The following is a 24,556-nucleotide window of genomic DNA, read 5'->3' as shown; positions in this document are numbered from 1 at the left end:
GCAAGGCCAGTCTTTGCAAGATCTCGCTACCCATGCCGAAAGCCCTTTTGACCGGGTGGAGTGGTTCAAACGGCTGGAAGAGACAGGTTTAACGCCTCTTATTGCTTCGGCGACGGACACAAAACAGACTGCTGCGCTGTTTCTAGCCGAATCAAACGGACGCATTGCGTCACTTCGAAACTGGTACAGTTTCACCTGGAGGGCGCTCACCGAGCGCTCACCCGCTGGCGATCAGGCAATCCGGTCCATAGCTTCACGGCTTAAAACGCGTTCTCACAGAGTGACTCTGGATCAGGTGCCGGATGAAGATGGCTCGGCCACACGGCTTGCCCATGCTTTCACCGCCGCAGGATGGCGTGTTGAAGTCACCACTTGTGACACGAACCACTTCTTGCCTGTGAATGGCAGGACCTTCTCGGAATACTGGGCAGACCGCCCTGGCCGCCTTCGCACCACGCTAAAGCGAAAAGCGAAGAAGGTTTCGGTCTCGATTATGAGCGATTTCGATCCCGACGCATGGGAGCAATACGAACGCATCTACGAGTCGAGTTGGAAGCCAACTGAAGGGCATCCGGACATGCTGCGAGAGTATGCCAAGCAAGAGGCGGCAGCTGGTCGCTTACGGCTCGGCATGGCATTCCACGAGGGCGAGGCAATCGCGGCCCAGTTCTGGACCGTCGAAAACAGAATTGCCTACATTCACAAGCTCGCACACCTTGAAAGCCATAAAAACCTGTCGGCGGGTACGACCCTAACCGCAGCCCTTTTCGAGCGCGTGATCGATACGGATAAGGTCAAACTGGTCGATTTTGGCACTGGCGATCAACCCTACAAAGCGGATTGGATGGGCGGCACCCGGCCCCGCTATCAAATCGATTGCCTCAACATGCGTTCGCCAAAAGGTTGGCTTGATTTGGGCAGGCTCGCTTTGGGACGGCTAAGGGCGGCAGACGTACCGGAACTTGCACGCGAACCCCGCTCTGGCTAAGGCGCGCTCCACAAGAACGGGGTAATGGCACAATGCCGGAAGCTCCAGCGGTCGTTGCCGAATGCAAGGGGTCAATACTGGCATGAGCACCACACCTGTCAGCAATGAAGCGTCTGATGACACTGAAAGCGCCGCAACTGCGCCTGAAACAGACGCGCTCGGCATGAGCCGCACTAAAATTGATCTTAAGCTGAAAGACATTCTCGTCGCAGTGCTCGGCATTGATGCCGACATTGCGAACGAGTTTGATGCCGAATCCGGCCTTTTCGGACACTTGCCCGAGCTCGATTCTATGGCCGTTGCTGGGTTGCTAACCGAAATGGAAGACCAGCTTGATATCGTGATCGAAGATGATGATGTCGATGGCGAAATGTTGGAAACCTACGGCGGTCTGCTTGCCTTTGCAGAAGCGAAAATCATTGAAGGCTGAGACCTTTCAATGATTTCTGACTGGCCTTGCCCCCTCCCCGGCGGCGGGACCGGAGACGAACTCGCTTTGCATATCGGTGACGGGGCCGTTGCACGCATTCTGGTGATCCCGCCCCTTTTTGACGAGCACAACAAGTTACGGCGGCAACTTGCCGAGGTAATGCGTCGCCTTGCAGAGAATGAAATCACTTGCGTGCTGCCCGATTTACCAGGGTGGAACGAAAGCATCAGACCGCTTGATCAGCAGTCTCTAGAGCTTTGGAAAGCGTGTATCAAAAATGCTGCCCAGAACTTTGAAATTACTCATTTTCTTGCTGTTCGAAGCGGTGCTATTCTGCTGCCTGAGACTGCGACAGGGTGGAGCTATGCTCCGCAATCCGGGGCGAAGCTCCTAAGAGGCATGCTGCGCGCGCGAACGATTGCCAGCAAAGAGGCCGGTAAGGTCGAGACTCTTGATGGGCTTGCCGAAATTGGTCGCGCGGAGGGAGTAGTTCTTGCCGGCTGGCCTCTCAATGCGACCCTGTACCGAGAACTCGAAAAAGCCGAACCCTTGCAAACCCAAACGATTGTTACGATTGAGCAGTCGCTCGTCGGAGGATCCGGGCTTTGGCTTCGCGCCGAGCCAGATGAAGCACCGTCTCAGGCCGACGCACTTGCCACTGCCATCCTCGAAGACCTAGGCAAGCCGGAATGAGCCGCCTCGCACTCGACTTTGGCTGTGGCAGCCTGAAACTGGCAGGATCGCTCGATACCGCTCCGGGGACGACTGGACTGCTAATCGTCAGCGGTGGCAATGAAATCCGGTCGGGTGCTTTTTCCGGACAATCCCATTTGGCAACGCGGATCGCTCAAAAAGGATTCCCTGTCTTCCGGTTTGATAGGCGCGGGGTGGGTGACAGCGAGGGTGAAAACCGGGGTTTCAGAAAATCCGCCAAAGACATTGAAGCGGCCCTAACCGCTTTTCGGGCAATAGCACCGCAGGTTGAGCGGGTAATAGGCTTCGGAAACTGCGATGCAGCCTCAGCGCTGATGCTTTCAAGCGGCGCTGGCTTTGATGGATTAATCCTATCGAACCCTTGGACAATCGAAGATAGCGATCAGGGTGACGAAGATGATGCTTCGCCGCCACCCGCCGCGATCCGCGCCAGATATGCTGCAAAACTGAAAAACCCCAAAGAGCTCGCGCGTCTTGTGCGAGGCGGGGTCAATTTGGGCAAATTGGTGCGCGGATTGGCAAAATCTATCCGCAGCGAGCCCCCACCCTCCTCTTTGGCCGAAGAACTTCGAGCCGGAATCGATAGTTTTGATGGCCATATCAGCATCTTGCTTGCGACAGCGGACCGGACAGCACAGGTTTTCGAAAACGGTTGGGACAAGAACGACAAACGCATCTCACGCTGCGAAGGCGGCACACATGCCTATGTCGATCCTGAGCACAAAGACTGGCTTGATGCGCAGATATTGGCGGCATTGCGAGCCTAAAGCCTATCGTTCGAACAGGCTGACCAGCTCAACATGGGTTGACCAGCGGAACTGACCAACAGGCCGCAGTTTAGCCAGTTTAAAACCAGCCTCTGCCAATGTCGCTGCATCGCGTGCCCAGCTTGATGGATTGCAACTGACATAGACGACGCGCGGCACCGTGCTAGCTGCGATTTGTTCAATCTGTGACTTCGCACCTGCCCGAGGCGGGTCGAGAACAACCGCATCAAACCGTCCGATTTCATCGGGCATCAATGGGCTCCGGAACAGATCGCGATGGATCGGATGAACGGTCCCGCCGGACCGTGAAGCACCAGCTTTGCAGGCGAGATAGGCTGCCTGATCGGCTTCTGCGGCGAGGACCTTTCGCCCTTCCCTCAATGCGAAGGCAAATGTCCCGAGGCCGGAGAAGAGATCAGCGACAAGCTTTGCATCGCCAATCCAATCGCTTGCATCCGCGATCATGCACATCTCTGCGTCGCGTGTCGCCTGAAGGAAAGACCCCGCTGGCATCGGGATGGGCACACCGGACAGCGTGATTGTCACCGGCTCCGGCTCCCATTGCGCCTCCGGTCCATAGCCCTGATCCAAAGTTAGCCGGGCAAGGCCATTTTCACGCGCAAAATCCAGCGAAGTCTCAATTGCTTCTAAGCCTTCCAAAGGGAAGTTTGCCAGGCCGAGATCGATCCCTTGATCGCAGAGCGCCATTTGAACATCGATGGCACCCTTCTTTGGCCCATGCGCAGCGACAAATTTTCTGAGCGGCGTGATCAACCCTGCGAGTTCAGGCGCGATCACAGGGCATTCGCGCAAATCGACTATCCGATGCGACCCGTTTTCCCGATATCCCAGCAACGCGCCCTTTTGTGTGCGCATTGCGTGGAGCGTGGCGCGGCGGCGTGACTTTGGCGGAGATAGGTGTTCGGGGAGAAACTCTTCGGGCTCCAGCCCCTGCCCCTTGGCCGCGTTAGCGACGCGATCGCGCACAAATTGCGCAAGAACACTCTCATCCGCATGCTGCAACTGGCATCCGCCACAAGTCCCATAGTGCGGGCATGGCGGGTCGACATGATGCGGGCCCTTAACGACGATTGACCCGGCATCAATCTCGTCACCGGGCAATGCACCCGCCAAGTGGTTGCCCGATGCGGTTACGCCGTCGCCCTTGGCCGCTATTCGAAGAATTGTCTCAGATGTACTCACAGACACGCCCGATAGGCGCTCGATACCGCGTTGGCGAGGTCTTCTGCAGTAAACATTGCGCCGCAGCGTCTCGCAGCCTCTCCATGGAGCCATACGGCTTCGCAAGCTGCTTCAAATGGATCTGAACCCGTGGCCATTCTGCTTGCGGCAATTCCGGCAAGAACATCTCCGGTCCCAGCCACAGACAGCCAACTGGATGCAGGCGGTGCCAGAGCCACCCGGCCATCGGGATCGGCCACAATCGTATCAGGGCCCTTTGCGCAGATCACCATACCGCTGACTGCGGCCAGCGCCTTTGCTCGCGCCATTCTCCCTTCAGCGATTACCGAGAAATTCTTGCACAGATGCTCCAACTCGCCGTCATGCGGAGTGGCAAGCACATCAACATCGGGATCAAGCATTCCGGGCCGTAGAAGAACCAGGGCATCCGCATCCAGCACCAATCTGTGCCCTTGGCGGATGACAGTTTCGAGCGCCTTTTCAGCCCCCTCATGTCGGCCAAGTCCCGGTCCGATAAGCAGCGACCGGATGCGCCTGTCTTCACCGGCAACCTTGAGCGGTGATGGATCAACGACCAGACCCGCCGGTGCGCCTTCGCATTCGTGCCTGATAAGCTTCACGTACCCTGCTCCTGCGCGCATCGCGGACTGGCAAGCGAGAAGCCCGGCACCGGGCATGTCACCGCCTACAACAGCACATAGCCCGCGCGTGTATTTATGCGCGTCAGGCTTTGGCGCTGCAAATGTTGGAGCCTGGATAAGCTGCACGGCATCTTCAATCGGTGTGACACCGATTGGAATAAGACGCTTTGTGCCCATCACAGAGCGCGCGGGGAGAGACCAATGCGCGAATTTCCAAGCACCCAGCGCCAGAGTGACATCGTAATCCGGCAGGCGATCATTGAGTAGCTTTCCGGTGTCGCTGTCGACGCCAGAAGGAACATCCACTGCAATGACGGTCGTGTGGCGCTCGGCCAAGTCGCGCAGCAACAGCGCATGTTCCGCGGTGAGAGACCGGGACAGGCCGGAACCAAAAAGACAATCGACGAAGACTTCGCCTGTTATCGCGCCGCCGGATGTGGCGACCTTTCCATTCCAAGTCTTACGCGCGGCAGACGCCGCATCTGTCTTAGGCGGCAGCGGAGCGACAACCTGAACTGCGTTGCCAAATTCGCGCATTTTCCGCGCGATGACATAACCATCGCCGCCATTATTGCCCGGCCCGCACAGGATCGTGATCGATCGCCCAGCAGCTATTCGGCGGATCCACTCCGCGGCACCACTTGCGGCGATTTCCATCAATTCCTCGACCGATATGCCAGCGTCAAACAAAGCCTGTTCAGCGGCCTGCATCTGAGCAACGGTGAGGACTTGCGGAGAAATCACTGCGCGGGCGATCTCAACATGGTCGAGGGGACACGGTAGCGATCTGTACCGATTGCGAACTCTGCAATTTCATCGGTGCTCGCCTCGCTTACTTTCAACGGGTCAGCCCCGCCGCCCACACCGATTTCGTCTTTGGCCATATCGTATTCGATACGCCGAAAGCCGCCATCGGGGTGATGGATCAGGAATGAAACGGTATCGCTATCTGCTGAACGTTCCAAAGTGCAGACACTGGCAAAATCCGCCCCTGCTCCAATCGCACATTCGATATCTGCGCCCTGCGGCTCAGGGCTTTCCGGACCGCAAGCGACAACACTCAGCGATGCAATTGCAGCACTAAATATCCGCGAAGACATGTGTTTCATTCTTGGCTCCCGGGTGGGTCAAGGCACCGTCACGAGCCGGCCCCACTGTTTGCGAATACCGCCATAGCGCGCCGGATTGGTAATCATTCGTGCGCGGCTTCCAGTTCTTGCGGCGCTCTTCGAGAACGGCAGCATCAATATCCAAATCGATAGTGCCAGCTTCGGCATCAATGCTGATTGTATCGCCATCTTCGACGAGCGCGATAGGTCCGCATTCCGCCGCTTCCGGTCCGACATGGCCGATGCAGAAGCCGCGCGTCGCGCCAGAGAAGCGGCCATCGGTGATCAGCGCGACTTTCTCGCCCATACCTTGCCCATAAAGCGCAGCGGTGGTGGAGAGCATTTCGCGCATGCCAGGGCCGCCTTTGGGGCCCTCGTAGCGAATGACGATCACGCAGCCTTCGGCAATGTCACGCCTTTCAACCGCGGCGAAGGCATCTTCCTCGCAATCAAATACGCGAGCGGGGCCGGTGAATTGCAGCCGGTCCATGCCAGCAACCTTTACGATAGCGCCGTCCGGTGCGAGCGAGCCTTTCAGGCCGACAACGCCGCCGGTTGGTGTGATTGGCGCTTTCACGTCGTAGAACACCTTTTGATCGGGGTTCCACGTGATCTCTTCGATATTCTCGCCCAGCGTCTTGCCGGTGACCGTCATCGGATTGGGATCGAGGAAACCGCCGTCGAGAAGCGTCTTCATGCCCATATAGACCCCGCCTGCCTCGTGCATGTCCTTGGCGACATACTTCCCGCCGGGCTTAAGGTCGGCGATGTAAGGCGTCGATTTGAAGATTTCGGCGACATCGAAAAGATCGAAATCGATACCCGCCTCGCTCGCCATGGCTGGCAAGTGGAGCGCCGCATTGGTCGAACCACCAGTCGCCGCAACGACGCGAGCAGCGTTCTCGAACGCTTCGCGCGTGCAAATATCGCGGGGGCGCAAATTGAGCTCGATAAGCTTCATAACCTGACGCCCAGCAGCGCGCGCGATCTCCTCACGTGATTTGTAAGGGGCTGGTGACATATTGCTGTTTGGAAGCGACAATCCAATCGCTTCTCCAACGCAGGCCATGGTATTGGCGGTAAACTGACCGCCACACGCGCCGTGGCCCGGACACGCAACCTTTTCGAGCGCGATCAGCTCCTGAAGCGGACAATTGCCCGCCGCGTGCTGACCGACTTTTTCAAACACATCGACAACAGTGACATCTTCACCCTTGTAGGTGCCCGGCAGGATCGACCCACCGTACACAAAGATGCTCGGGACATTCAGGCGCAACATCGACATCATCATGCCCGGCAGACTTTTGTCGCAGCCCGCGAAGCCGACCAGCGCGTCGTAACAGTGACCGCGAACCGATACTTCAACGGAATCGGCGATAATCTCGCGGCTGATCAGCGAGCTTTTCATGCCTTGATGACCCATCGCAATGCCATCGGTCACGGTGATAGTGTTGAAACGGCGCGGAGTGCCCCCGCCCTCGATTACACCCTCGCGGCAGATATTCGCCTGCGGGTCTAGCGTGGTATTGCAAGGCGCGCTGTCATTGCCCGCGCTGGCGACCGCTACGAAGGGGCGCGCGATGTCTTCTTCCGTCATCCCCATCGCGTAATAATAGGAGCGGTGGGGTGCACGCTCCGGACCAACGGATACGTGGCGGCTAGGCAATTTCGATTTATCGAACGACATTTTGTTTCCCGTAAGGCTCTATCTGGGAAACAGCACTGCCGTTAGTCGAGCGCGAGCGCAACCCTTCCGCATACGTCTGCGATCATTGCGGCATACCGAGCTTGTTCTGCGCGGGTTCCGATCAGGTCCTGACGCACCTCGATTGCGCAGTAATGCCGCCCCTTTGCCTCCGCATGGCGGTTCATCGTCGCGTTCAATTCTGTGCCAGAGTAAGGCTCGTTATCGCCGACATTCAGCCCAAGCTCGCCAAACAAGCGGATCGCGTGGCGCGCGGCCCGATCGTCCGTGTTGTAAAGCAGCGCAACTTCCCATGGCCGCTCTTCATTGCTCGTTTCAAGTTTTGGCGTGAAACTGTGCAAGGAGATGATAAGTTCGGGCGCAGCATCGTCCAGCCACTTTTCCAGCGCGTCGTGATAAGGGCGATAGTAGGTCTTGAGCCGTCCCTCGAGATCGGCACCGATATTGCCGGGGATCAAATGCCCGTCGCTTGTCGTCGGCACAACGCCGGGGTGATCCTCCTCCCGGTGCAAATCGACGACGAGGCGGCTGACCTCGGCCAGATGCGCTGGGATATTGTGCCGCCTCGCCATGCGTTCTGCGACGCCCGCAACACCGATATCAACCGCGATGTGGCTGTCGATCAAGCCCCTCGCAAGGCCGAGCGAGATATCATCCGGCACAAAATTGGATGCATGATCGGCTACACAGACAAGCCCGCCGCGCCTGGGTTCACCGACTTGCCGGTATGGAACGCCATCGATCATCTAAGTTTCCCTGTCATTTGCCACCAGTCCGGATGCGCCCCTGCGATCCGGCGCGCGGCTTCATCGCGCGCTGCGGTGTTGTCATACAATGCGAAACATGTGGCCCCTGATCCCGACATTTCAAACTTCCAAGGCTTATCGCGCTCAAGCTCGGTCAGAACATCGGCAATTTGCGGGCATATCTGAATTGCCGGATCGCGCAGATCGTTGCGCCCGGATTGAGCGATTTGACGGGCGTTTCCTTCGGGCAGCGCGCCGCGATCCTTGCCATCCCACGCCTTGAACACAGGGCCAGTGGAAACGGGCACGCGCGGATTGACGAGCAACACAGCCATTCCGCCCAGATCGCTTTCGATGGGTTCGAGCTCGGTGCCTGTGCCTCTTCCGACAACGGTTTCACTGCGCACACAGCATGGCACATCCGCGCCCAGCTTTGCCGCGCGTTCCTGCCAATCATCGGGGAGGCCGTGTGCTTGCTCGACAATGCGGAACAGCGCGCCCGCGTCAGCAGACCCGCCGCCCAGACCAGCCGCAACGGGCAAGTTCTTTTCCAGTGTAATGTCGAGACCGCCAGAACGGGGCAGCAGGCCAAGCGCCTTGCTCACCAGATTGTCAAATGGATTGTCGATCCCGCCCGCAAACTCGCCAACGGTACTCACACGGTCCTGATCCGCCGCGTGGGCGCTCAGAGTGTCGCCTGCACCCACAAAGGCAAACAGCGTCTCAAGCTCGTGATAGCCGTCGTCCCTGCGCCTGCGGACATGCAGCGCAAGGTTGATTTTGGCGTAGGCTGTTTCGGTGATGGTCACGAAACGCGCTCAAAAAATGGATTCTTGCGAATGTCTGCAATTGGTTCGGCAGCCGAGGTCACTTGTTGTAGTCCTCGAATTCCCAACGTGACCATTGTCCAATCCTAGTAGCGACTGTCGCCCAATCAGGGCCAGTTGCATGCATCAACCGTTTCCGAACGTAATTCTCGATTACCTCAGGATCGAACCTCCTTGTGATGAGACGCGGACCGCCTGGGAGAACAGAATAGAAATTCAACTCACTATCAAGCCATTCTGGGGAGCACACATCGAACTCAAACACATCAGCCCCCTCCTTTCCCCTAACTCCGATCTCAGCGCGAAGAGTATGCGAGAAACTGCCCGAAACCGGAGCGAGATCGTTAAGGTCCTCATCAATCTGGCCGGTCAAGGAGCGAAGTTCCGGTTGAATCTTCGAGTTATTCATATTTCGAGGTTCGCCCTTGAAGACTAGTGCGCGCAATAGCGTCGTTAGCGAACGCAAACCAACTTCCCCTACATATTAGGGTAGTTAGGCCCGCCGCCACCTTCTGGTGTGACCCAGTTGATGTTCTGGTTCGGGTCTTTGATATCGCAGGTTTTGCAGTGGACGCAGTTTTGCGAGTTGATCACGAATTTGGGCTCCGCGCCCTCTTCCTGAACCCACTCGTACACACCTGCCGGGCAATAGCGCGATGATGGTCCACCAAAGACCTCAAGCTCGCTGTTTTCCTGAAGCGTAATGTCCTGCACCTGCAAGTGGACCGGCTGGTCCTCGGCATGGTTGGTGTAGCTGAACGCGACGTTCGTCAGGCGATCAAAGCTGATCTCGCCATCGGGCTTCGGATAGTCGATCTTCGGATACAGATCGGCGCGGCCTGTCATGGTGTAATCGGCATGGTGCTTCATAGAAATGGGCAGGCCGATCTTGAGCGTGCGCATCCACATATCGACGCCGGCCAACATTGTGCCGATATCGCCGCCATATTTCGCAACAGCCGGCTCAGCGTTCTGAACCAGTTTCAGCTCATCTGCGATCCAGCTGGAGCGCAGGTTTGTCTCGTAGTCGGAAACTTCCGTCTTTTCGTGACCAGCCGCAATCGCCGCCGCGACGCTTTCTGCGGCCAACATGCCGCTTTTCATAGCGGTGTGGCTGCCTTTGATGCGCGGTACGTTTACGAAACCAGCCGCACAACCGATCAGCGCGCCGCCCGGGAAGGCGAGCTTCGGCACAGACTGCCAGCCGCCTTCGTTGATCGCGCGCGCGCCGTATGCAACGCGTTTGCCGCCTTCGAGATATTCGCGGATCGCAGGGTGCTGCTTCCAGCGCTGGAATTCCTGATAGGGCGAGACCCACGGGTTTTTGTAATCGAGTGCAGTAACAAAGCCGAGTGCGACTTGACCGTTCGCCTGATGATAAAGGAAGCCCCCGCCCCAGCTGTCGCTTTCGGTAAGTGGCCAGCCCTGTGTGTGGATCACACGGCCCGGAACGTGCTTCGATGGATCAATATCCCAAAGCTCTTTGATGCCGAGGCCATAGACCTGAGGCTCGCAATTCGCCTCAAGGTCGAACTTGGCCTTCATCTCCTTGGTCAGCGAACCGCGCGCGCCTTCGGCAAACAAAGTGTATTTCGCTTCGATTTCCATGCCGGGTTGGAAGTCAGGCTTTCGCGAACCATCAGCCGCGATGCCCATATCCTGCGTAATCACGCCGCGAACATTGCCATCATCGTCAAACATCACTTCATTCGCCGGGAAGCCCGGGAATACCATCACGCCTAGCCCTTCGGCCTGCTCGCCAAGCCAGCGGGTCATGTTGCCCAGCGATCCGGTGTAACAGCCATCATTGCTCATCAAAGGCGGCATGATGATGTGGGGGATCGAGGTTTTGCCGTTCTTCGACAGGTTCCAGTGCCAGTTATCCGTCACCGGCGTTTCCGCCATCGGGCAATCCATGTCGCGCCAATCGGGCAGCAGCTCGTCCAGAGCCTTTGGATCGACCACCGCGCCGGAGAGAATATGCGCGCCGATTTCTGATCCTTTTTCAAGGACTACGACTTCAAGCTCTTCGTTGATCTGTTTCAGTCGGATCGCCGCAGAAAGGCCAGCTGGGCCGCCACCGACGATAACGACATCACAAGGCATTGATTCACGTTCGGACATGCGCTCTTCTATCCCAAGGTTCAGGCGCGAATGCCGCGCCGTTTTGTATCTATGTTCCACTTGCTAACTGGGGTTTGCGCAGTCAAGACCTGCCTTTGATAGGATGAACGCGATTTCCAACCCACTTGCCCGCGATTTGGCCGCTACCATGGACTGGTGGCGCAATGCAGGCGTGGACATGGATTTCGCCGATGACGCTACGGTTTGGTTGAGTGAAGACGAGCCAGCCGAAGCCGCTTCTACGCCACCAAAAAAACCGCAAGACGGCGGGCAAAGCGGCGGTGCGGCCAAAACCGAAAAAGAACAAACGCGCGCGCCAAAGGTTCAGCGTATCGATCTGATCGGCGATTCGCCACCAGCCTCGCTTGAAGAATTCCGCACATTCTGGATGGAGGCACCCGGTCTGGATGCAATCGGGCCGAGAGGCCGTATCGCACCTAGAGGTAACGCCAATGCCGAAACAATGGTGCTGGTTTGCGATCCGGAAGAGAGAGACAGCGATACGATTTTGAGCGGACCGCAAGGCGAGCTTTTGAACAATATGCTCGCTGCAATGGGGCTCGCCAAAGAATCAGTTTACGTCGCCTCCGCCCTTCCCCGTCACACCCCCATGGCCGACACGAGCTCGATCGCACAAAGCGGAATGGATGCAGTCACCGCGCTGCACATTCAACTCGTCGCACCGAAACGCGTAATCGCATTTGGCGCCAACATCTTACCGTTTTTTGGGCACGACCGGTCACAAGAATTTACTTCTTTACGTGAAATCAACCATACGTCCGTAAACACGCCGCTTCTGATGAGCGAAGGTTTGGATGCCATGATGTCCATGCCCCGCCTAAAAGCCAGATTTTGGCGGAGATGGATTGAATGGTCGGCCGGGAAATGACGATGAAAATGCTGCGGTCTGGTATGATCGCAATTGGACTGGCCTCTGCCACCCTCACCAGCGGAACTGCAATTGCGCAAAGTCAGAGCATGGCTGCGCATTATGGCGGTGACGCATCACAGGGCGATTCCATTCCGACAGTTCTCAGCGACAAAGAGCGCAAGCATTTCGCCGCTCTGTTTGCCGCCTTGGATCGCCAAGACTGGAACGAGGTTCGCGAGCGGCTGCAAAAGAACCGCAGCTCGGTGCTTTACCAGACGGCGCTTGCAGAATTTTATGTTCATGCGAACAGCCCGCAAGTTAGCGCGGGTCAAATCGCCGATTGGTTTGCATTGGGCACCCATCTTCCGCAGTCAGAACAACTCGGCCGCTTGGGCGTACGACGTGGTCTGTCGAGCATTCCGTCATTCCCCCGCGCGCAAAGTTTTAGCCGCCAACCATACGCGCCAAAACGTATCAGGCCGCGTTCGGTCGTAGACGGAAGCCTGCCTAGTTCGACCCGCTCTTCCATCCTGAACGCGATCAAGAATGACGATCCCGCAGGCGCACATGCGATCCTGATGGAAGTCGACGGACAACTCAGCTCCGCCGCGCGCGCTGAATGGCGCCAGAAAGTGGCGTGGAGTTACTACATTGAGAACAACGATACCGCTGCTTTGCAGCTGGCCGAAACAGTCAGCGAGGGAAGTGGCGCCTGGGTTGCAGAAGGCGAATGGGTAGCCGGACTTGCAGCATGGCGCCTGGGGTATTGCGCTCTAGCTGGAGAAGCTTTTGCAAGCGCAGCGGTAAAATCGACCAATGTCGAACTAACAGCGGCTTCGCATTACTGGGCGCACCGTTCTTTGGTGCGGTGCCGCGAACCCGGACAGGCACAGGGTCATCTTGAAGCCGCAGCGCAATATGACGAGACGCTTTATGGCATGCTCGCTTCAGACCAGCTTGGTATCGAATTCGCGCGTTCAGCAACACCGCAGCCCTTCACTGAGAATGACTGGCGAAGCATAGCCGACACATACAACGTTCAAGTCGCCGCCGCTTTGGTCGAAATCGGAAGGCCAGCCTTGGCTGACGAAGTTCTCCGTCATCAGGCCCGCGTCGGTGACCCAAGTGATTTCGAAGCTCTCTCTCGATTTGCGCGCGAACTTGGGATGCCATCCACTCAGCTGTTTATGGCGCACAACGCACCGCGAGGTCAGCGTAGCGACATGAGTTTGCGTTTCCCGGTTGCCCGTTGGCAGCCGCGCAATGGCTGGCGTGTCGATCCTTCGCTCGCCTTTGCCCACGCGCTTCAGGAATCAAACTTCCGTGCAGGCGCGGTCAGCCCTGCGAATGCTCGCGGTCTGATGCAAATCATGCCCGGCACCGCACGCGATCATAATCGCAGCCTCAATCTTGGCGCGAGCTATGCAGACCTGAATGATCCAGAGGTGAACCTCGCATATGGACAGCAGCACCTTGAAATGCTGCGCGACAGCTCGGCAACACAAGGTAAGCTGCCGAAAATCATGGCGGCCTATAACGCTGGCCTTACCCCGATCACGCGCTGGAATTACGAGATCAACGACCAGAACGATCCGCTGCTCTGGATGGAATCGATTCCCTATTGGGAAACGCGCGGATATGTCGCCATCGTGATGCGCAACTACTGGATGTATGAGCGCGCTGCGGGCGTCGAAAGCCCCAGCCGCCGCGCGCTTGCCCAAGGGCAGTGGCCAAGCTTTCCGCAGCCGGTTAGGACACGGTCAGCCTATCTGGACCGGTAAAGGAAAACGCACATGGCGATCGACGAGACCAAGACATTTACGCCGATCAACATTGCAGTCCTGACCGTTTCCGACACCAGAACAGTCGAAGACGACACGTCCGGTGATATCCTGACCGCGCGAGTAACCGCAGCAGGTCACACCGTTGCGGCACGCACCATTGTCAAAGACGATGCAACGCTGCTGGCTCAACAAATTGAGGCGTGGGTAGACGATCCGCAGGTAGATGCGATCATTAGCACTGGCGGCACAGGCCTGACAGGCCGCGATGTTACGCCGGAGGCTTTATCCAGGATCAAGGATGGCCGTGACATTCCCGGCTTTGGCGAGCTGTTCCGATGGTTGAGTTTCAAGAGTATCGGCACCAGCACTGTTCAATCACGCGCTTGCGCTATCGTCGCCAGGGGAACTTATATCTTCGCCCTACCCGGATCGAACGGCGCGGTAAAAGATGGCTGGGACGGTATCCTTGCGGAGCAACTCGACAGCCGCAATCGGCCCTGCAACTTTGTCGAGTTGATGCCGCGATTGAGGGAAGTCTAAAGCCGCTTCAGGCCGGACTTTACGAGGCATTCGCGCAAATCCGCTAGCTGCGTGTCATCAAACGTAGTTCTGGGTATAATGTTATATGTCAGCTCGTTCTGCAACAGCAGGATCACGCTATCATGCTCATCCCATGCGAACAGATGCGGCCACAAGACCTTTGACTTGGCGCTCTTACCTTCAACCGAAAAACCATCCTCGTCCCATTCCAGCGTGATCATTTCATCTTTCAGGGATGACTGCCGATACAATCGCCGTGCCTGCCGGGGGATGGACCAAAACTTCATGGACGCGAGGATAAGAGCCAATGTTAGGAGCAACCATGACAATAACGGTAACCACTCCCCCAGAAGCCTTCCCTCACCTAGCATCAGGCCTATCAAACCAGCGCCAGATGCAACGAATATCACGGGCAATAGTGGGACCTTGAGTTTGCGGCTGACCACACGGTTTGCGGCTGCGAGAGCGTGCTCTTCCTTGATGCGAAACTGGGTTGTGCGATTCACCATCCCGTCGCCCTAACGTCGATTGGTAAAGAGAATGGTATGTTCTTTCTTTGTTCCGCCAATCGATATATAGCCAGAGCAATGGGAGCATCCTCGGTATACACTAAAAATTCGGGCCGCGGGGCGCAGTCTGCGAGTGTACCGACACGCTTTGGCTTGGCCAAACGTGAGGTCGACGGCGACTGGCGCGATCACATGTCTTTGCTCGATGGCCCACCGGTTAAACTCCGCACGACCGTTACCGACGAACACGCACAAACGATCTTAAGCTTCAACAAATCGCCTGACGTTCCGTTTGACCGGAGCGTGAATGCCTATCGCGGATGCGAGCATGGATGTGTCTATTGCTTTGCCCGCCCTACCCACGCCTATCACGATCTTTCACCCGGCCTCGATTTCGAAACCAAGCTGTTCGCGAAACCGAATGCCGCACAGCTTTTGCGCGAAACCCTCGCCAAGCCGAAATATCGACCGCGCCCAATCGCGATGGGTACCAACACCGATCCATATCAACCGATTGAGCGCGATTACACGATCACGCGGCAACTGCTCAAAGTGTGCCTTGATGCCCGCCACCCAGTGACGATCACGACAAAGTCTGACCGAGTCTTGCGCGATCTCGATTTGTTGGAACAAATGGCCTGCGAAAACCTCGTCGCGGTTGCGATTTCAGTTACGAGTATGGACCCTCAGCTTTCGGCTAAATTGGAACCGCGTTGCGCTGCGCCTGCCAAACGGTTGGTGGCATTGGACGAATTGGTGCGCGCGGGCGTTCCGGTGCATTGCTCGGTCTCGCCAATCATCCCCGCCATTACCGATGAATTCATGGAAGAGATCGTCGCGCGTGTTGGTCAACTTGGCGTGCAAAGTGCGGGCTGGATACCGCTGCGCTTGCCGCATGAGGTTGCGCCATTGTTTCGCGAATGGCTTGATGTTCACTACCCGGACCGCGCGGGAAAAGTGATGAGCATTGTCAGATCCATCAGAGGGGGCCGTGACAACGATCCCAATTTCTTCACGCGCATGCGCCCGAATGGAGTTTGGGCTGACTTGCTTCGTGCACGGTTTAGGATTGCGTGCAAGAAAGCCGGAATTGGTCATGGGAAAACGGCGCCCAAATTCGAACTGGATTGTTCAAAGTTCAGACGCCCGGAGACCGGTGGGCAATTGCGCCTGTTTTAAACGGCCTAGGCCTGGCCAATCTCGCGCAGCAGATCGGAAAACCATGACGTCGTGACGTCAAATGCTTTGCCGCCCTTGATCCGTTCAAACTCGATTGTCCGCAGCTGGTCACCGCGCTCTTCGTCCTGACCCGCAACGCCGGATTCCCCGGCCAACGCCGCGCCGACCGCGTGATTTGTGCATTCGCGGATAAGACGAAGGTCCGCTGCGTTTGCGGGTGCTGATCGCGAATAATATCCGCTCTTTTGCACAAGGACCTTTTCAGCGCCCAGCTCGGCAGCGAACTTCTCCGCGAACCATTTACCTGGATTGATTTTGTCGAGTTGTACGTGGCCAAAGGGATCGCGCGGGACTTCTTCACCCTCGGCTTGCATCGCCGCGACAATTTCATTGAGCCCTGCTCCCTCCGAGATGAACAGGTTCACTCCATCCTGCTCATCCATGATGGTGCGCAGACGTTTTGCTTCTGAAGCGATGTCAAAAGGCCGCTCTGGCACGAACACGCCGTGCACGTTCCATCTTGCTGCGGCGTTTTCTTCCCATTCGGCGAATTGCGCGCTTGTGGCCCATTTGTGATGTTCGCGAGCGGTCGCTGCGGTCAGCCATCCGCAATTGCGGCCCATCACCTCATGCACAATTAACATGCGCGGATTGGCGGTGTGTTCTGCGATTACGTTGCGCGCAAAGATCGCGCCCTGCTCCGCCGCGGTCCACGCGCCCAGAGATTGGCGGATAGGGATCACATCATTGTCGATCGTCTTGGGCAGGCCGACAACGGTCAACGGGTAATCATTCTCTTCAAGATACTTGGCGAGATCGGCGGCTGCGGTGTTAGTATCATCTCCGCCAATCGTGTGGAGGATATCCACCCCGTCGCGGCTCAACTGCTCGGCGGCGACATGAAGCGGATTTTGCTCCTCGGCGACCAAACCGCGCTTCACGCAATCCTCGACATTGGTGAGTTTGACCCGGCTGTTTCCAATCGGACTGCCGCCAAAAGCATGAAGCCGCCCGGCATTGGCGCGGACGTGATCCGGCACCTCGGCCCAATCGCCAGTCAGCAATCCGGCATAGCCATTGCGGTAGGCGATAATCCGGATATCCGGCGCGACGTCAGTGTAACGCTCGATCAACCCGCCCACAGCAGAGGAAAGGCACGGCGCAAGACCGCCAGCGGTGAGCAGCGCGACTGTTTTGGGTTTTTCGTTGGCCATGAGAGTATATTGGCAAGCGAAGGACGGTTAGGCCAGAGCGGAGCGATCTGGGATACGTATGCTTGGGCTGTATTTTGGTATGCAATCAGGTCTCGGAGCTCTCGCCATAGCCTTCACGATAACAGAGTTGTCCCTCCTTCAATGGAGGATGATAATACGAAGTCGCCAATTGCAGCATCGAGTCTTTCGAGCGGACAGAAGATGTCCGGATCTGTTCGCGCTCCATCTCTAGGCAAAGCTCAAACAATTGCTCCATAATCTTGAGGTCTCTATACACGAAAACGAAGCGGCCTTTCGGGTCGGCATTGACACTTCGAAGCAGATCATCAGATGGTTTGCCGTGCAACCAAAGCGACTTAGCGATTGCGTGAGTGTAAGCCTCGGACGCACCCTCAGCTTTGCTTTCCAAATCGGGACAATTGTCCGGTTCAAGCATGTCGCAAACCGGCCTGTTTTCTACCTCTGCGTCAATAATACGTAACAAAGCCAGACAGTTACCTGATCGCTCAATCGAGACGTCATCAGTGTCAGAGTGGCAACTGATAGCGAGCGCATCCACTTTATTCTGAAGAGCGGAATCAGAATCTGCTTCTGTCGGACTGCAGGCCAGAACTAAAAGACCAAGCAGAATTGAGAGCCGCCTCACCCAAATCCCCCGCCAGCCTCGCCTGGCTCAAACCGCATCAAGCGACTGTCGATCAACGCCGCCGTGCGGTTGATCACCGCCAACTGGTAGTCAGGGTCTTTGATCATTTCGAAGAACGCGCCTGAATTGGGATATTGCGCGACAAAGCCGTCGTGCCATTCCTTGTCATCGGGCCCCGTCACCATCGTCTGAAACGCGCCGCGCCATACGATCTCGCCGCCGACGCGGGAGAAGATCGGGCCGCTCGTTTTGCCGTATTCCTCGTAAGCACGCCGCCCGCTCCAGCCATTGCCGTGATGTTCGTGGCCCTCTGGATACTCGGCATGATCCCGGTATCGCAGCAGGTTGAGCATATGGATCGGCTCATCACGCGGCAGATCCTTGAAAGCCTGAAAATTGGAAGCTGAGGGGTCAATGTAGAATTGAGCCATTGCTTACGTATCCAATTTGTAGTCTGCGAAACGGTCGCGCAGGTCTTTCTTGGAGATTTTGCCCGTTGCCGTGTGCGGAATGTCGTCCACAAATTCGACGGCATCCGGCAACCACCATTTCGCGATGAGCGGCTTGAGGTGTTCGACGATCTCATCACCGGTCACCGTGGAACCTTCTGCGCGGACCACGAACAGTACGGGCCGTTCATCCCATTTCGGGTGATACATGCCCACGCAAGCGGCCTCTGCTACGCCATCGTGACCAACAGCGGCGTTTTCCAGCTCGACGGAGCTGATCCATTCGCCGCCCGATTTGATCACGTCTTTCGTGCGATCGGTCAGCTGCAATGTGCCATCCGGGTGAATGATGCCAACATCGCCAGTGTCGAACCAGCCATCGGCGTCCACCGCGTCTTTCTCGGCTTTGAAGTACCGCTTGATAATCCACGGCCCGCGAATTTGCAGCGCGCCCGATGTCTCGCCATCGCGCGGCAGTTCGGTTGCCATATCGTCGAGATCGACGGTGCGCAGTTCCACGCCAAAGATCGGGCGTCCCTGCATCGCGGTCTTGTCGACCTTTTGCTCGAATGTGAGCTCTTCCCAATCCCATGTCGGCCCGCCAACTGTGCCGATTGGCGACGTTTCCGTCATGCCCCAGGCGTGCTGAACACGGGTGCCGTTCTTCATCAGGCGCTCGATCATAAAGCGCGGACAAGCCGAACCGCCAATGGTTGCAGCTTTCAGCGGCGGCAGGTCGATGCCTTCCTTGTCGCAATATTGGAAATGCGCCAGCCATACGGTCGGCACGCCTGCACTGTCCGTCACCTTCTCGCGCAGCATCAATTCGTGCAGCACGGCGGGATCATTGACGCAGGAGAACACAAACTTGATGCCAGCCATCGCGCCAGCATAGGGCAGGCCCCAGCTTGCCGCGTGGAACATCGGAACCACGGGCAGCATCACAGAGGCGCTGGAGAAGTTAAACGCCGCCGGCTGAAGGCCAGCGATTGCGTGCATCAGGGTGGAGCGGTGCTCATACTGAACACCCTTCGGATTGCCCGTCGTGCCCGATGTGTAGCAGATCATGCAGGGATCGGTCTCTTCGCCGGTGACCCATTCAAAGTCGCCGTCCTGCTCGCCAATCCAGTCTTCAAAGGCTGGCGAATGCTCGCCGCTGTCATAGCAGATGTAGTGTTCAACCGTGGTCCAGCGCTCTTTCATGCGGTCCACAATAGGTTGGAACATCGCGTCGTAACACAGCACCTTATCCTCGGCATGGTTGACGATGTATTCGAGCTGATCATCGAACAGGCGCGGATTTACCGTGTGGAGCACCCCGCCCATGCCCGCGACGCCGTACCAGCTGACGAGGTGGCGCGAATGGTTCATCGCCAGGCTGGCAACGCGGTCACCCTTTTGGATGCCGAGCGCTTGCAGAGCCTGCGCCATTTTCAACGCATCAGTGCGGATGCCGGCCCAATCGGTGCGGGTTTCGCTGCCATCGGCCCAGCGCGTCACAATCTCGCGCGTTCCGGACTCTCGCGCCGCGTGGTCGATCACGCTGGTGATGCGCATGGTGAATTCTTGCATAGCGCCGAGCTTGCCTGCGATCATGGTCGTCTCTCTCCAAATGACTGATCAGATATGTTGCCTGCATTCATGCCCATCTGCGGGGGGATTGGCAATCGTCTCGATCTGCAACTGGTTCGGGCATGAAAAAAGGGAGCGGATTGCGCCGCCCCCTTTCAAAATTCCGTTCTTCTCGGATTGGCCCAATGACTATTGGATAAAATATCCGGTCACATCATAGCTGTTGCCGTTTTTGAGCATCATCATGGTTTCCAGCGCCAGACCTTCGCGATTGGCAAATTTGGTTTGAAATTGGAGCACTTCATAATCCCCTTCCGGTGCGCCAGGCAATGTGGACACTTGCTGGGCCGAAACGAGTCGGCGCTCTTCCACCGCACCGAGCGGTTTACGCACCGGAGAAACTCTTTCCGCCCACTCGGCAGCAGTGATCTGCTCCTGAAAGAAGTCGCCTGCTATATTCCAGCTCTTGTTCCAGTCGCCAGCATCGACCGGAGCAAGAAAGGCTTTTGCCTGCTTGAGCGAGGCCGCCTCTACCGGCGTGTCGGAAGACGAAGATGATTGCGAAGACGGTTGCGCTGTGGCGGGAACGGTTGTCGCGGTATCATCGCCGCCAGATGTGTAGACGACGCCGATGATTGCTGCTGCGATAACGATAGACATGATAAGCATTCCTCCTGCGAGCCAATTGAGACCTGAAGCCCCTTTCTGCTCTGCGTTGTTAAGGTCTGCAGTATCGGGCCCGTCGCCAGTCTCGACGATCCCGAAAGATGTGTGCGCAGATTTTTGTGGGTCCACAGGTTCGGCCATCCCCTCGGAGACACCCAAAATTCTTGCGGCCTCGCGGCTGCTGGACACATGCAATTTGCGGCGTGCATTGCGCAGCCGGTCATTGATTGTGTGGACCGAAAGATCGAGTTTCGCGGCACTGGACTTTGCGTCGTGACCGGCGAGAAGCAGGCGCAGCGCTTCCTTCTCTTTATCCGTAAGATCGGTCAGACCGTCTGCCATCACGCGACGAGTTTCAGGTTGGCTCGACCGCGCACCGGAGCGAGTTCGACATTTTCGATCCCTTCGACCTCGGCAAGCCGCTCAGCCAGATCGCCATCCAGCACAAAGTTGTGGCCAAGGTGGACGTGAGCCTCCTCATCTGCATCTAGGACCAGTCTTAGCAGGACTTCACCCGGTGCGCGCTCGGCTGTCCCAAGTTCCAATTTGAGATCGTTCAGAGCTTGAACACTCAGAATATCGGCGCGCAGCATCATTTTTGTGCTGCCACTCACAGCGGAAAGCGGCTTTGCTCCACGCACAGTCAAGCGCGGCGGTTCGCCGGGATTGGGCGAGTCCAACTCAACCGTCAGCAGAACACATTCAGCGTCTTCAGCCCACTTTTGGAAACTATCGACCAGCGATTCTTCGAAACAGGCCGCCGAAAATTGACCGGACGTGTCGGAGAAATCCGCGCGGATGAATTCAGCACCGCGTTTGGTCCGGCCTTTGTTCACGCTCTCCACCATCGCCGCGACCACCGCGCTGCTGCGCCCGCCGACCGGAGCGCCCGCCTCCATCAGACTTTGATAGGTGCGCGCGCCTTGCGCGGAGGCAACATCTCGGAATTGTTGCACCGGATGGGCGGAGAAATAGAACCCGAAATTTTCGCGTTCTTTCGCCATTTGTTCGATGCGCGGCCATTCATCGGTCGACTGAAGGCGCAGATCGTCATCGGGCGCATCTTCGCCGCCAAACAGACCGGCTTGCCCGCTAGACCGCTCCCGCATGGCAGCATCAGCCACCGCGAGCAGCATATCGGCGTTCGCGAACAGCAAGGCCCGGTTCGGTTCCAATCCGTCGAGCGCGCCCGCACAAATCAGGCCTTCCAATTGCCGCCGGTTCATGGAACCTTGCGGCAGGCGTTCACACAGGTCTTTCAAGCTCTCGAACCGGCCATTTGCTTCTCGCTCAGCAACAATCGCGTCCATCGCTTTCTCACCGACATTGCGGATACCAGCGAGCGCATATCGCACCGCATAGCCATGGTCGGTCTGCTGCACGGTAAAGCGCGCTTCGGATGAATTGATGTCCGGCGGCAGGACGGTAACGCCGCCTTCCTCATTTGGGTAACGCCGCGCATCGTCGACAAAGATGTTGAGCTTTTCCGACTGGTGAAGGTCAAAACACATCGATGCGGCGTAAAATTCCTCCGGATAATGCGCTTTCAGCCACGCCGTCTGATAGGCGAGCAAGGCATAGGCGGCGGCGTGCGATTTGTTGAAGCCGTAACCAGCGAACTTGTCGATCAAATCGAACAGCTCGTTGGCCTGTTTCTTCTCGATGCCGGAGACTTCCTTACATCCCTCGACAAAGCGGACGCGCTGCACGTCCATTTCGGCCTGCACCTTCTTACCCATGGCTCGGCGCAGAAGGTCAGCATCGCCGAGCGAGTATCCGGCAAGGATCTGCGCGGCCTGCATCACCTGTTCCTGATAAACGAAAATGCCGTAAGTCTCCGCGAGAATGCCCTCCAGCTTCTCGTGCGGATACTCGATCGGCACTTCGCCCGCCTTACGCTGACCGAAGAGCGGAATGTTATCCATCGGGCCTGGCCGATAGAGCGAAACGAGCGCGATGATGTCGCCGAAATTGGATGGCTTCACCGCTTTCAGCGTTCGCCGCATCCCTTCGGATTCCAGCTGGAACACGCCGACCGTGTTACCGTCTTGCATAAGGTCGTAAACGGACTTGTCATCGAGCGGCAGCAGGCCGAGATCGATCGTAATTCCGCGCAGTTCCAGCAGGTCAGTCGCTTTGCGCAAAACAGACAGTGTTTTGAGGCCGAGAAAGTCGAATTTGACCAGACCGCTGCTTTCGACATTTTTCATGTCGTATTGCGTCACCGGCATATCAGAACGCGGATCACGGTAGAGCGGGACAAGCTGCGATAGCGGACGGTCGCCGATAACCACACCGGCGGCGTGGGTAGAGGAGTTACGCGGCAGACCCTCCAGCTGCATTGCCAGATCGACGAGGCGTTTCACCTCGTTATCATTGGTGTATTCCGCCTTGAAATCGGACGCTCCATTGAGCGCACGCGGCAATGTCCACGGATCGGTCGGGTGGTTCGGCACCATTTTTGTGAGCCGGTCGACCTGACCATAGCTCATCTGCAAAATCCGCCCGCAATCGCGCAGTACGGCGCGCGCTTTCAGCTTACCGAATGTGATGATCTGCGCGACGTGATCCGCCCCGTATTTCTGCTGAACATAGCGGATAACCTCGCCGCGCCGTGTCTCGCAGAAGTCGATATCGAAGTCAGGCATCGACACACGTTCGGGATTGAGGAAGCGCTCGAACAGCAAACCCAGTTGGATCGGATCAAGATCGGTAATGGTCAGCGCCCATGCGACAATCGAGCCCGCACCCGACCCACGCCCCGGCCCCACCGGTATCCCCTGATCCTTCGCCCATTGGATAAAGTCGGCAACGATCAGGAAGTAGCCCGGGAAACCCATATTGACGATGATGCCGATCTCGTAATCGAGACGGTCAAAATAGACTTTGCGATCCTCGTCCGACATCTCGCCATAAGGTTCGAGCCGCGCTTCGAGGCCAGACTTCGACAGGTCAGCCAGCATCTTGGCCTCGCCTTCGAGATCACCGGCGAGGCTCGGCAGGATCGGATCGCGATAAGGCGGCGCATAGGCGCAGCGCTGCGCCACGACGAGCGTATTGGCGATGGCTTCGGGCAGATCGGCGAACAGCTCGTTCATCATGCTGTGTGACTTCACAAAGGCCGCTGCATTCGAACGCGGGCGATCTTCATTTTCGACATAGGTCGAATTGGCGATGCACAGCATGGCGTCATGCGCCTTGTGCATGTGCGGCTCTGCGAAGTTTGCTGGATTGGTCGCAACCAGCGGCAGATCGCGAGCATAGGCCAAATCGATCAGTTCATCTTCGGCGCGCTCGCATACCGGATCGCCGTTGCGGGCGAGCTCGATATAGAGGCGATCAGGAAACAGCCTTTGCAGAGTGTCGCACACAGCCTCTGCTGCGGGTGTCTGCCCTTCTGCCAAGAGCCGGGTGAGTGCCCCCTCGCCCGCACCCGTCAACGCGATCAGCCCGTCCGTATGCCCATCCAGATCCGCAAGCTGCACATGCGGTTCCAGCTCAAGCGGGCGATCCAGATGCGCTTTGGAAACGAGGTGGCACAGATTGTCATAGCCCGCCTCGTCCTGCGCATAGAGCGGCAGGTAATCGACCTGCTTGCCCTCTTCATCGCGCGCCACGCCCAGCAGTGTGCCAATTATCGGCTGCACGCCCTCGCTCTTGCACCCGCCCGCGAACAGCACCGCGCCGTAGAGACCATTGCGATCACAAATCGCAATGGCGGGAAAACCGCGCTCCTTCGAAAGCTTGGCAATCGCCTTCGGATCAATCGCCCCTTCGAGCATCGAATAGGACGACAGAACGCGCAGCGGGATGAACGGAGCAAAAGCCATCCGTTCAACTTAGGAAACTGGTGGAAAATCGGAAGGCTTTGG

General features: G+C 57.4%; 23 protein-coding genes. 8 read left to right on the top strand and 15 right to left on the bottom strand.

Annotated features, from left to right (window positions below; genetic code table 11):
* The first annotated feature begins 13 nt into the window (after positions 1 to 13).
* The 4 genes from MWU39_RS06135 to MWU39_RS06120 all read left to right on the top strand — a co-directional run bounded on the left by MWU39_RS06135 (position 14) and on the right by MWU39_RS06120 (position 2,899).
* Complete coding sequence (locus MWU39_RS06135; protein WP_247159129.1) at positions 14 to 988, top strand: GNAT family N-acetyltransferase; 975 nt, start codon at positions 14 to 16, stop codon at positions 986 to 988.
* A gap of 163 nt (positions 989 to 1,151) precedes the next feature.
* Positions 1,152 to 1,418: a phosphopantetheine-binding protein gene (locus tag MWU39_RS06130; RefSeq protein WP_247160319.1), complete on the top strand. Its 267-nt coding sequence runs from the start codon at positions 1,152 to 1,154 to the stop codon at positions 1,416 to 1,418.
* A 9-nt stretch (positions 1,419 to 1,427) separates the two neighbouring features.
* The gene (locus MWU39_RS06125; protein WP_247159128.1) at positions 1,428 to 2,111 is read left to right on the top strand and encodes a hypothetical protein; all 684 of its coding nucleotides are present in this window, start codon (positions 1,428 to 1,430) and stop codon (positions 2,109 to 2,111) included.
* Positions 2,108 to 2,899, top strand: a complete 792-nt coding sequence (locus MWU39_RS06120; protein ID WP_247159127.1) for a hydrolase 1, exosortase A system-associated — start codon at positions 2,108 to 2,110, stop codon at positions 2,897 to 2,899. The genes MWU39_RS06125 and MWU39_RS06120 overlap by 4 nt, the downstream gene beginning before the upstream one ends.
* A gap of 3 nt (positions 2,900 to 2,902) precedes the next feature.
* Here MWU39_RS06120 and MWU39_RS06115 read toward each other — a convergent pair whose 3' ends face one another.
* The 8 genes from MWU39_RS06115 to MWU39_RS06080 all read right to left on the bottom strand — a co-directional run bounded on the left by MWU39_RS06115 (position 2,903) and on the right by MWU39_RS06080 (position 11,254).
* Positions 2,903 to 4,102 carry a class I SAM-dependent RNA methyltransferase gene (locus tag MWU39_RS06115; RefSeq protein WP_247159126.1) on the bottom strand — a complete coding sequence of 400 codons (1,200 nt, stop codon included), beginning with the start codon at positions 4,100 to 4,102 and terminating at the stop codon, positions 2,903 to 2,905.
* Positions 4,099 to 5,487: an NAD(P)H-hydrate dehydratase gene (locus tag MWU39_RS06110; RefSeq protein WP_247159125.1), complete on the bottom strand. Its 1,389-nt coding sequence runs from the start codon at positions 5,485 to 5,487 to the stop codon at positions 4,099 to 4,101. Before MWU39_RS06110 ends, MWU39_RS06115 begins: the two co-directional genes overlap by 4 nt.
* Positions 5,484 to 5,852 carry a hypothetical protein gene (locus tag MWU39_RS06105; protein WP_247159124.1) on the bottom strand — a complete coding sequence of 123 codons (369 nt, stop codon included), beginning with the start codon at positions 5,850 to 5,852 and terminating at the stop codon, positions 5,484 to 5,486. The genes MWU39_RS06110 and MWU39_RS06105 overlap by 4 nt, the downstream gene beginning before the upstream one ends.
* Positions 5,824 to 7,539: a dihydroxy-acid dehydratase gene (gene ilvD, locus MWU39_RS06100; RefSeq protein ID WP_247159122.1), complete on the bottom strand. Its 1,716-nt coding sequence runs from the start codon at positions 7,537 to 7,539 to the stop codon at positions 5,824 to 5,826. The genes MWU39_RS06105 and ilvD overlap by 29 nt, the downstream gene beginning before the upstream one ends.
* Positions 7,540 to 7,580: 41 nt before the next feature.
* Positions 7,581 to 8,303, bottom strand: a complete 723-nt coding sequence (locus tag MWU39_RS06095; protein WP_247159121.1) for an N-formylglutamate amidohydrolase — start codon at positions 8,301 to 8,303, stop codon at positions 7,581 to 7,583.
* On the bottom strand, positions 8,300 to 9,112 hold the full coding sequence (locus tag MWU39_RS06090) for a 4-(cytidine 5'-diphospho)-2-C-methyl-D-erythritol kinase (protein ID WP_247159119.1): 813 nt from the start codon (positions 9,110 to 9,112) through the stop codon (positions 8,300 to 8,302). The genes MWU39_RS06095 and MWU39_RS06090 overlap by 4 nt, the downstream gene beginning before the upstream one ends.
* A gap of 58 nt (positions 9,113 to 9,170) precedes the next feature.
* Complete coding sequence (locus tag MWU39_RS06085; RefSeq protein WP_247159118.1) at positions 9,171 to 9,539, bottom strand: Imm8 family immunity protein; 369 nt, start codon at positions 9,537 to 9,539, stop codon at positions 9,171 to 9,173.
* A 68-nt stretch (positions 9,540 to 9,607) separates the two neighbouring features.
* Entirely contained in the window at positions 9,608 to 11,254 is a 1,647-nt protein-coding gene (locus tag MWU39_RS06080) for an electron transfer flavoprotein-ubiquinone oxidoreductase (RefSeq protein ID WP_247159116.1), read from the bottom strand.
* 103 nt (positions 11,255 to 11,357) lie between these two features.
* Between MWU39_RS06080 and MWU39_RS06075 the strand changes: the two genes are divergently transcribed.
* The 3 genes from MWU39_RS06075 to moaB are packed head-to-tail and all read left to right on the top strand — an operon-like array spanning position 11,358 to position 14,449.
* Positions 11,358 to 12,143 carry a uracil-DNA glycosylase family protein gene (locus MWU39_RS06075; protein WP_247159115.1) on the top strand — a complete coding sequence of 262 codons (786 nt, stop codon included), beginning with the start codon at positions 11,358 to 11,360 and terminating at the stop codon, positions 12,141 to 12,143.
* Positions 12,125 to 13,906 (top strand): lytic transglycosylase domain-containing protein, encoded by a 1,782-nt coding sequence (locus MWU39_RS06070; protein WP_247159114.1) that lies wholly within the window; start codon positions 12,125 to 12,127, stop codon positions 13,904 to 13,906. Before MWU39_RS06075 ends, MWU39_RS06070 begins: the two co-directional genes overlap by 19 nt.
* 12 nt (positions 13,907 to 13,918) lie before the next feature.
* On the top strand, positions 13,919 to 14,449 hold the full coding sequence (gene moaB, locus MWU39_RS06065) for a molybdenum cofactor biosynthesis protein B (RefSeq protein WP_247159113.1): 531 nt from the start codon (positions 13,919 to 13,921) through the stop codon (positions 14,447 to 14,449).
* Here the strand turns inward: moaB and MWU39_RS06060 are convergent.
* Complete coding sequence (locus tag MWU39_RS06060) at positions 14,446 to 14,958, bottom strand: YcxB family protein (RefSeq protein WP_247159112.1); 513 nt, start codon at positions 14,956 to 14,958, stop codon at positions 14,446 to 14,448. The genes moaB and MWU39_RS06060 overlap by 4 nt on opposite strands.
* Before the next feature lie 78 nt (positions 14,959 to 15,036).
* Here MWU39_RS06060 and MWU39_RS06055 point away from each other — a divergent pair, with 78 nt between their 5' ends.
* Entirely contained in the window at positions 15,037 to 16,137 is a 1,101-nt protein-coding gene (locus MWU39_RS06055) for a PA0069 family radical SAM protein (protein ID WP_247159111.1), read from the top strand.
* Between the two features lie 5 nt (positions 16,138 to 16,142).
* Here MWU39_RS06055 and MWU39_RS06050 read toward each other — a convergent pair whose 3' ends face one another.
* The 6 genes from MWU39_RS06050 to dnaE form a co-directional block, all read right to left on the bottom strand.
* On the bottom strand, positions 16,143 to 17,351 hold the full coding sequence (locus MWU39_RS06050; RefSeq protein WP_247159110.1) for a pyrophosphate--fructose-6-phosphate 1-phosphotransferase: 1,209 nt from the start codon (positions 17,349 to 17,351) through the stop codon (positions 16,143 to 16,145).
* Positions 17,352 to 17,436: 85 nt separating this feature from the next.
* Complete coding sequence (locus MWU39_RS06045) at positions 17,437 to 17,835, bottom strand: hypothetical protein (protein WP_247159109.1); 399 nt, start codon at positions 17,833 to 17,835, stop codon at positions 17,437 to 17,439.
* A 158-nt stretch (positions 17,836 to 17,993) separates the two neighbouring features.
* Positions 17,994 to 18,428: a DUF1330 domain-containing protein gene (locus tag MWU39_RS06040; RefSeq protein WP_247159108.1), complete on the bottom strand. Its 435-nt coding sequence runs from the start codon at positions 18,426 to 18,428 to the stop codon at positions 17,994 to 17,996.
* A 3-nt stretch (positions 18,429 to 18,431) separates the two neighbouring features.
* The gene (locus tag MWU39_RS06035) at positions 18,432 to 20,042 is read right to left on the bottom strand and encodes a long-chain fatty acid--CoA ligase (protein WP_247159107.1); all 1,611 of its coding nucleotides are present in this window, start codon (positions 20,040 to 20,042) and stop codon (positions 18,432 to 18,434) included.
* A gap of 165 nt (positions 20,043 to 20,207) precedes the next feature.
* Entirely contained in the window at positions 20,208 to 21,026 is an 819-nt protein-coding gene (locus tag MWU39_RS06030; protein WP_247159106.1) for a DUF4019 domain-containing protein, read from the bottom strand.
* Positions 21,026 to 24,514, bottom strand: coding sequence for a DNA polymerase III subunit alpha (dnaE, locus tag MWU39_RS06025; RefSeq protein ID WP_247159104.1), 3,489 nt, complete (start codon positions 24,512 to 24,514; stop codon positions 21,026 to 21,028). Before dnaE ends, MWU39_RS06030 begins: the two co-directional genes overlap by 1 nt.
* Between the last annotated feature and the right edge of the window lie 42 nt (positions 24,515 to 24,556).

The sequence above is a fragment of the Erythrobacter sp. F6033 genome (assembly GCF_023016005.1).
Lineage (GTDB): Bacteria > Pseudomonadota > Alphaproteobacteria > Sphingomonadales > Sphingomonadaceae > Erythrobacter.
Note: the sequence above shows the minus strand (reverse complement) of the source record. Positions and strands in the feature narration are given on the sequence as shown.

Bases quoted from the DNA above. Each gene is read 5' to 3' on its own strand.
- MWU39_RS06035 (WP_247159107.1), bottom strand. From the start codon at position 20,042: ATGATCGCAGGCAAGCTCGGCGCTATGCAAGAATTCACCATGCGCATC.
- MWU39_RS06050 (WP_247159110.1), bottom strand. From the start codon at position 17,351: ATGGCCAACGAAAAACCCAAAACAGTCGCGCTGCTCACCGCTGGCGGT.
- MWU39_RS06105 (WP_247159124.1), bottom strand. From the start codon at position 5,852: ATGAAACACATGTCTTCGCGGATATTTAGTGCTGCAATTGCATCGCTG.
- MWU39_RS06095 (WP_247159121.1), bottom strand. From the start codon at position 8,303: ATGATCGATGGCGTTCCATACCGGCAAGTCGGTGAACCCAGGCGCGGC.
- MWU39_RS06055 (WP_247159111.1), top strand. From the start codon at position 15,037: ATGGGAGCATCCTCGGTATACACTAAAAATTCGGGCCGCGGGGCGCAG.
- MWU39_RS06070 (WP_247159114.1), top strand. From the start codon at position 12,125: ATGGTCGGCCGGGAAATGACGATGAAAATGCTGCGGTCTGGTATGATC.
- moaB (WP_247159113.1), top strand. From the start codon at position 13,919: ATGGCGATCGACGAGACCAAGACATTTACGCCGATCAACATTGCAGTC.
- MWU39_RS06130 (WP_247160319.1), top strand. From the start codon at position 1,152: ATGAGCCGCACTAAAATTGATCTTAAGCTGAAAGACATTCTCGTCGCA.
- ilvD (WP_247159122.1), bottom strand. From the start codon at position 7,539: ATGTCGTTCGATAAATCGAAATTGCCTAGCCGCCACGTATCCGTTGGT.
- dnaE (WP_247159104.1), bottom strand. From the start codon at position 24,514: ATGGCTTTTGCTCCGTTCATCCCGCTGCGCGTTCTGTCGTCCTATTCG.
- MWU39_RS06085 (WP_247159118.1), bottom strand. From the start codon at position 9,539: ATGAATAACTCGAAGATTCAACCGGAACTTCGCTCCTTGACCGGCCAG.
- MWU39_RS06060 (WP_247159112.1), bottom strand. From the start codon at position 14,958: ATGGTGAATCGCACAACCCAGTTTCGCATCAAGGAAGAGCACGCTCTC.
- MWU39_RS06075 (WP_247159115.1), top strand. From the start codon at position 11,358: ATGAACGCGATTTCCAACCCACTTGCCCGCGATTTGGCCGCTACCATG.
- MWU39_RS06125 (WP_247159128.1), top strand. From the start codon at position 1,428: ATGATTTCTGACTGGCCTTGCCCCCTCCCCGGCGGCGGGACCGGAGAC.
- MWU39_RS06080 (WP_247159116.1), bottom strand. From the start codon at position 11,254: ATGTCCGAACGTGAATCAATGCCTTGTGATGTCGTTATCGTCGGTGGC.
- MWU39_RS06030 (WP_247159106.1), bottom strand. From the start codon at position 21,026: ATGGCAGACGGTCTGACCGATCTTACGGATAAAGAGAAGGAAGCGCTG.
- MWU39_RS06040 (WP_247159108.1), bottom strand. From the start codon at position 18,428: ATGGCTCAATTCTACATTGACCCCTCAGCTTCCAATTTTCAGGCTTTC.
- MWU39_RS06120 (WP_247159127.1), top strand. From the start codon at position 2,108: ATGAGCCGCCTCGCACTCGACTTTGGCTGTGGCAGCCTGAAACTGGCA.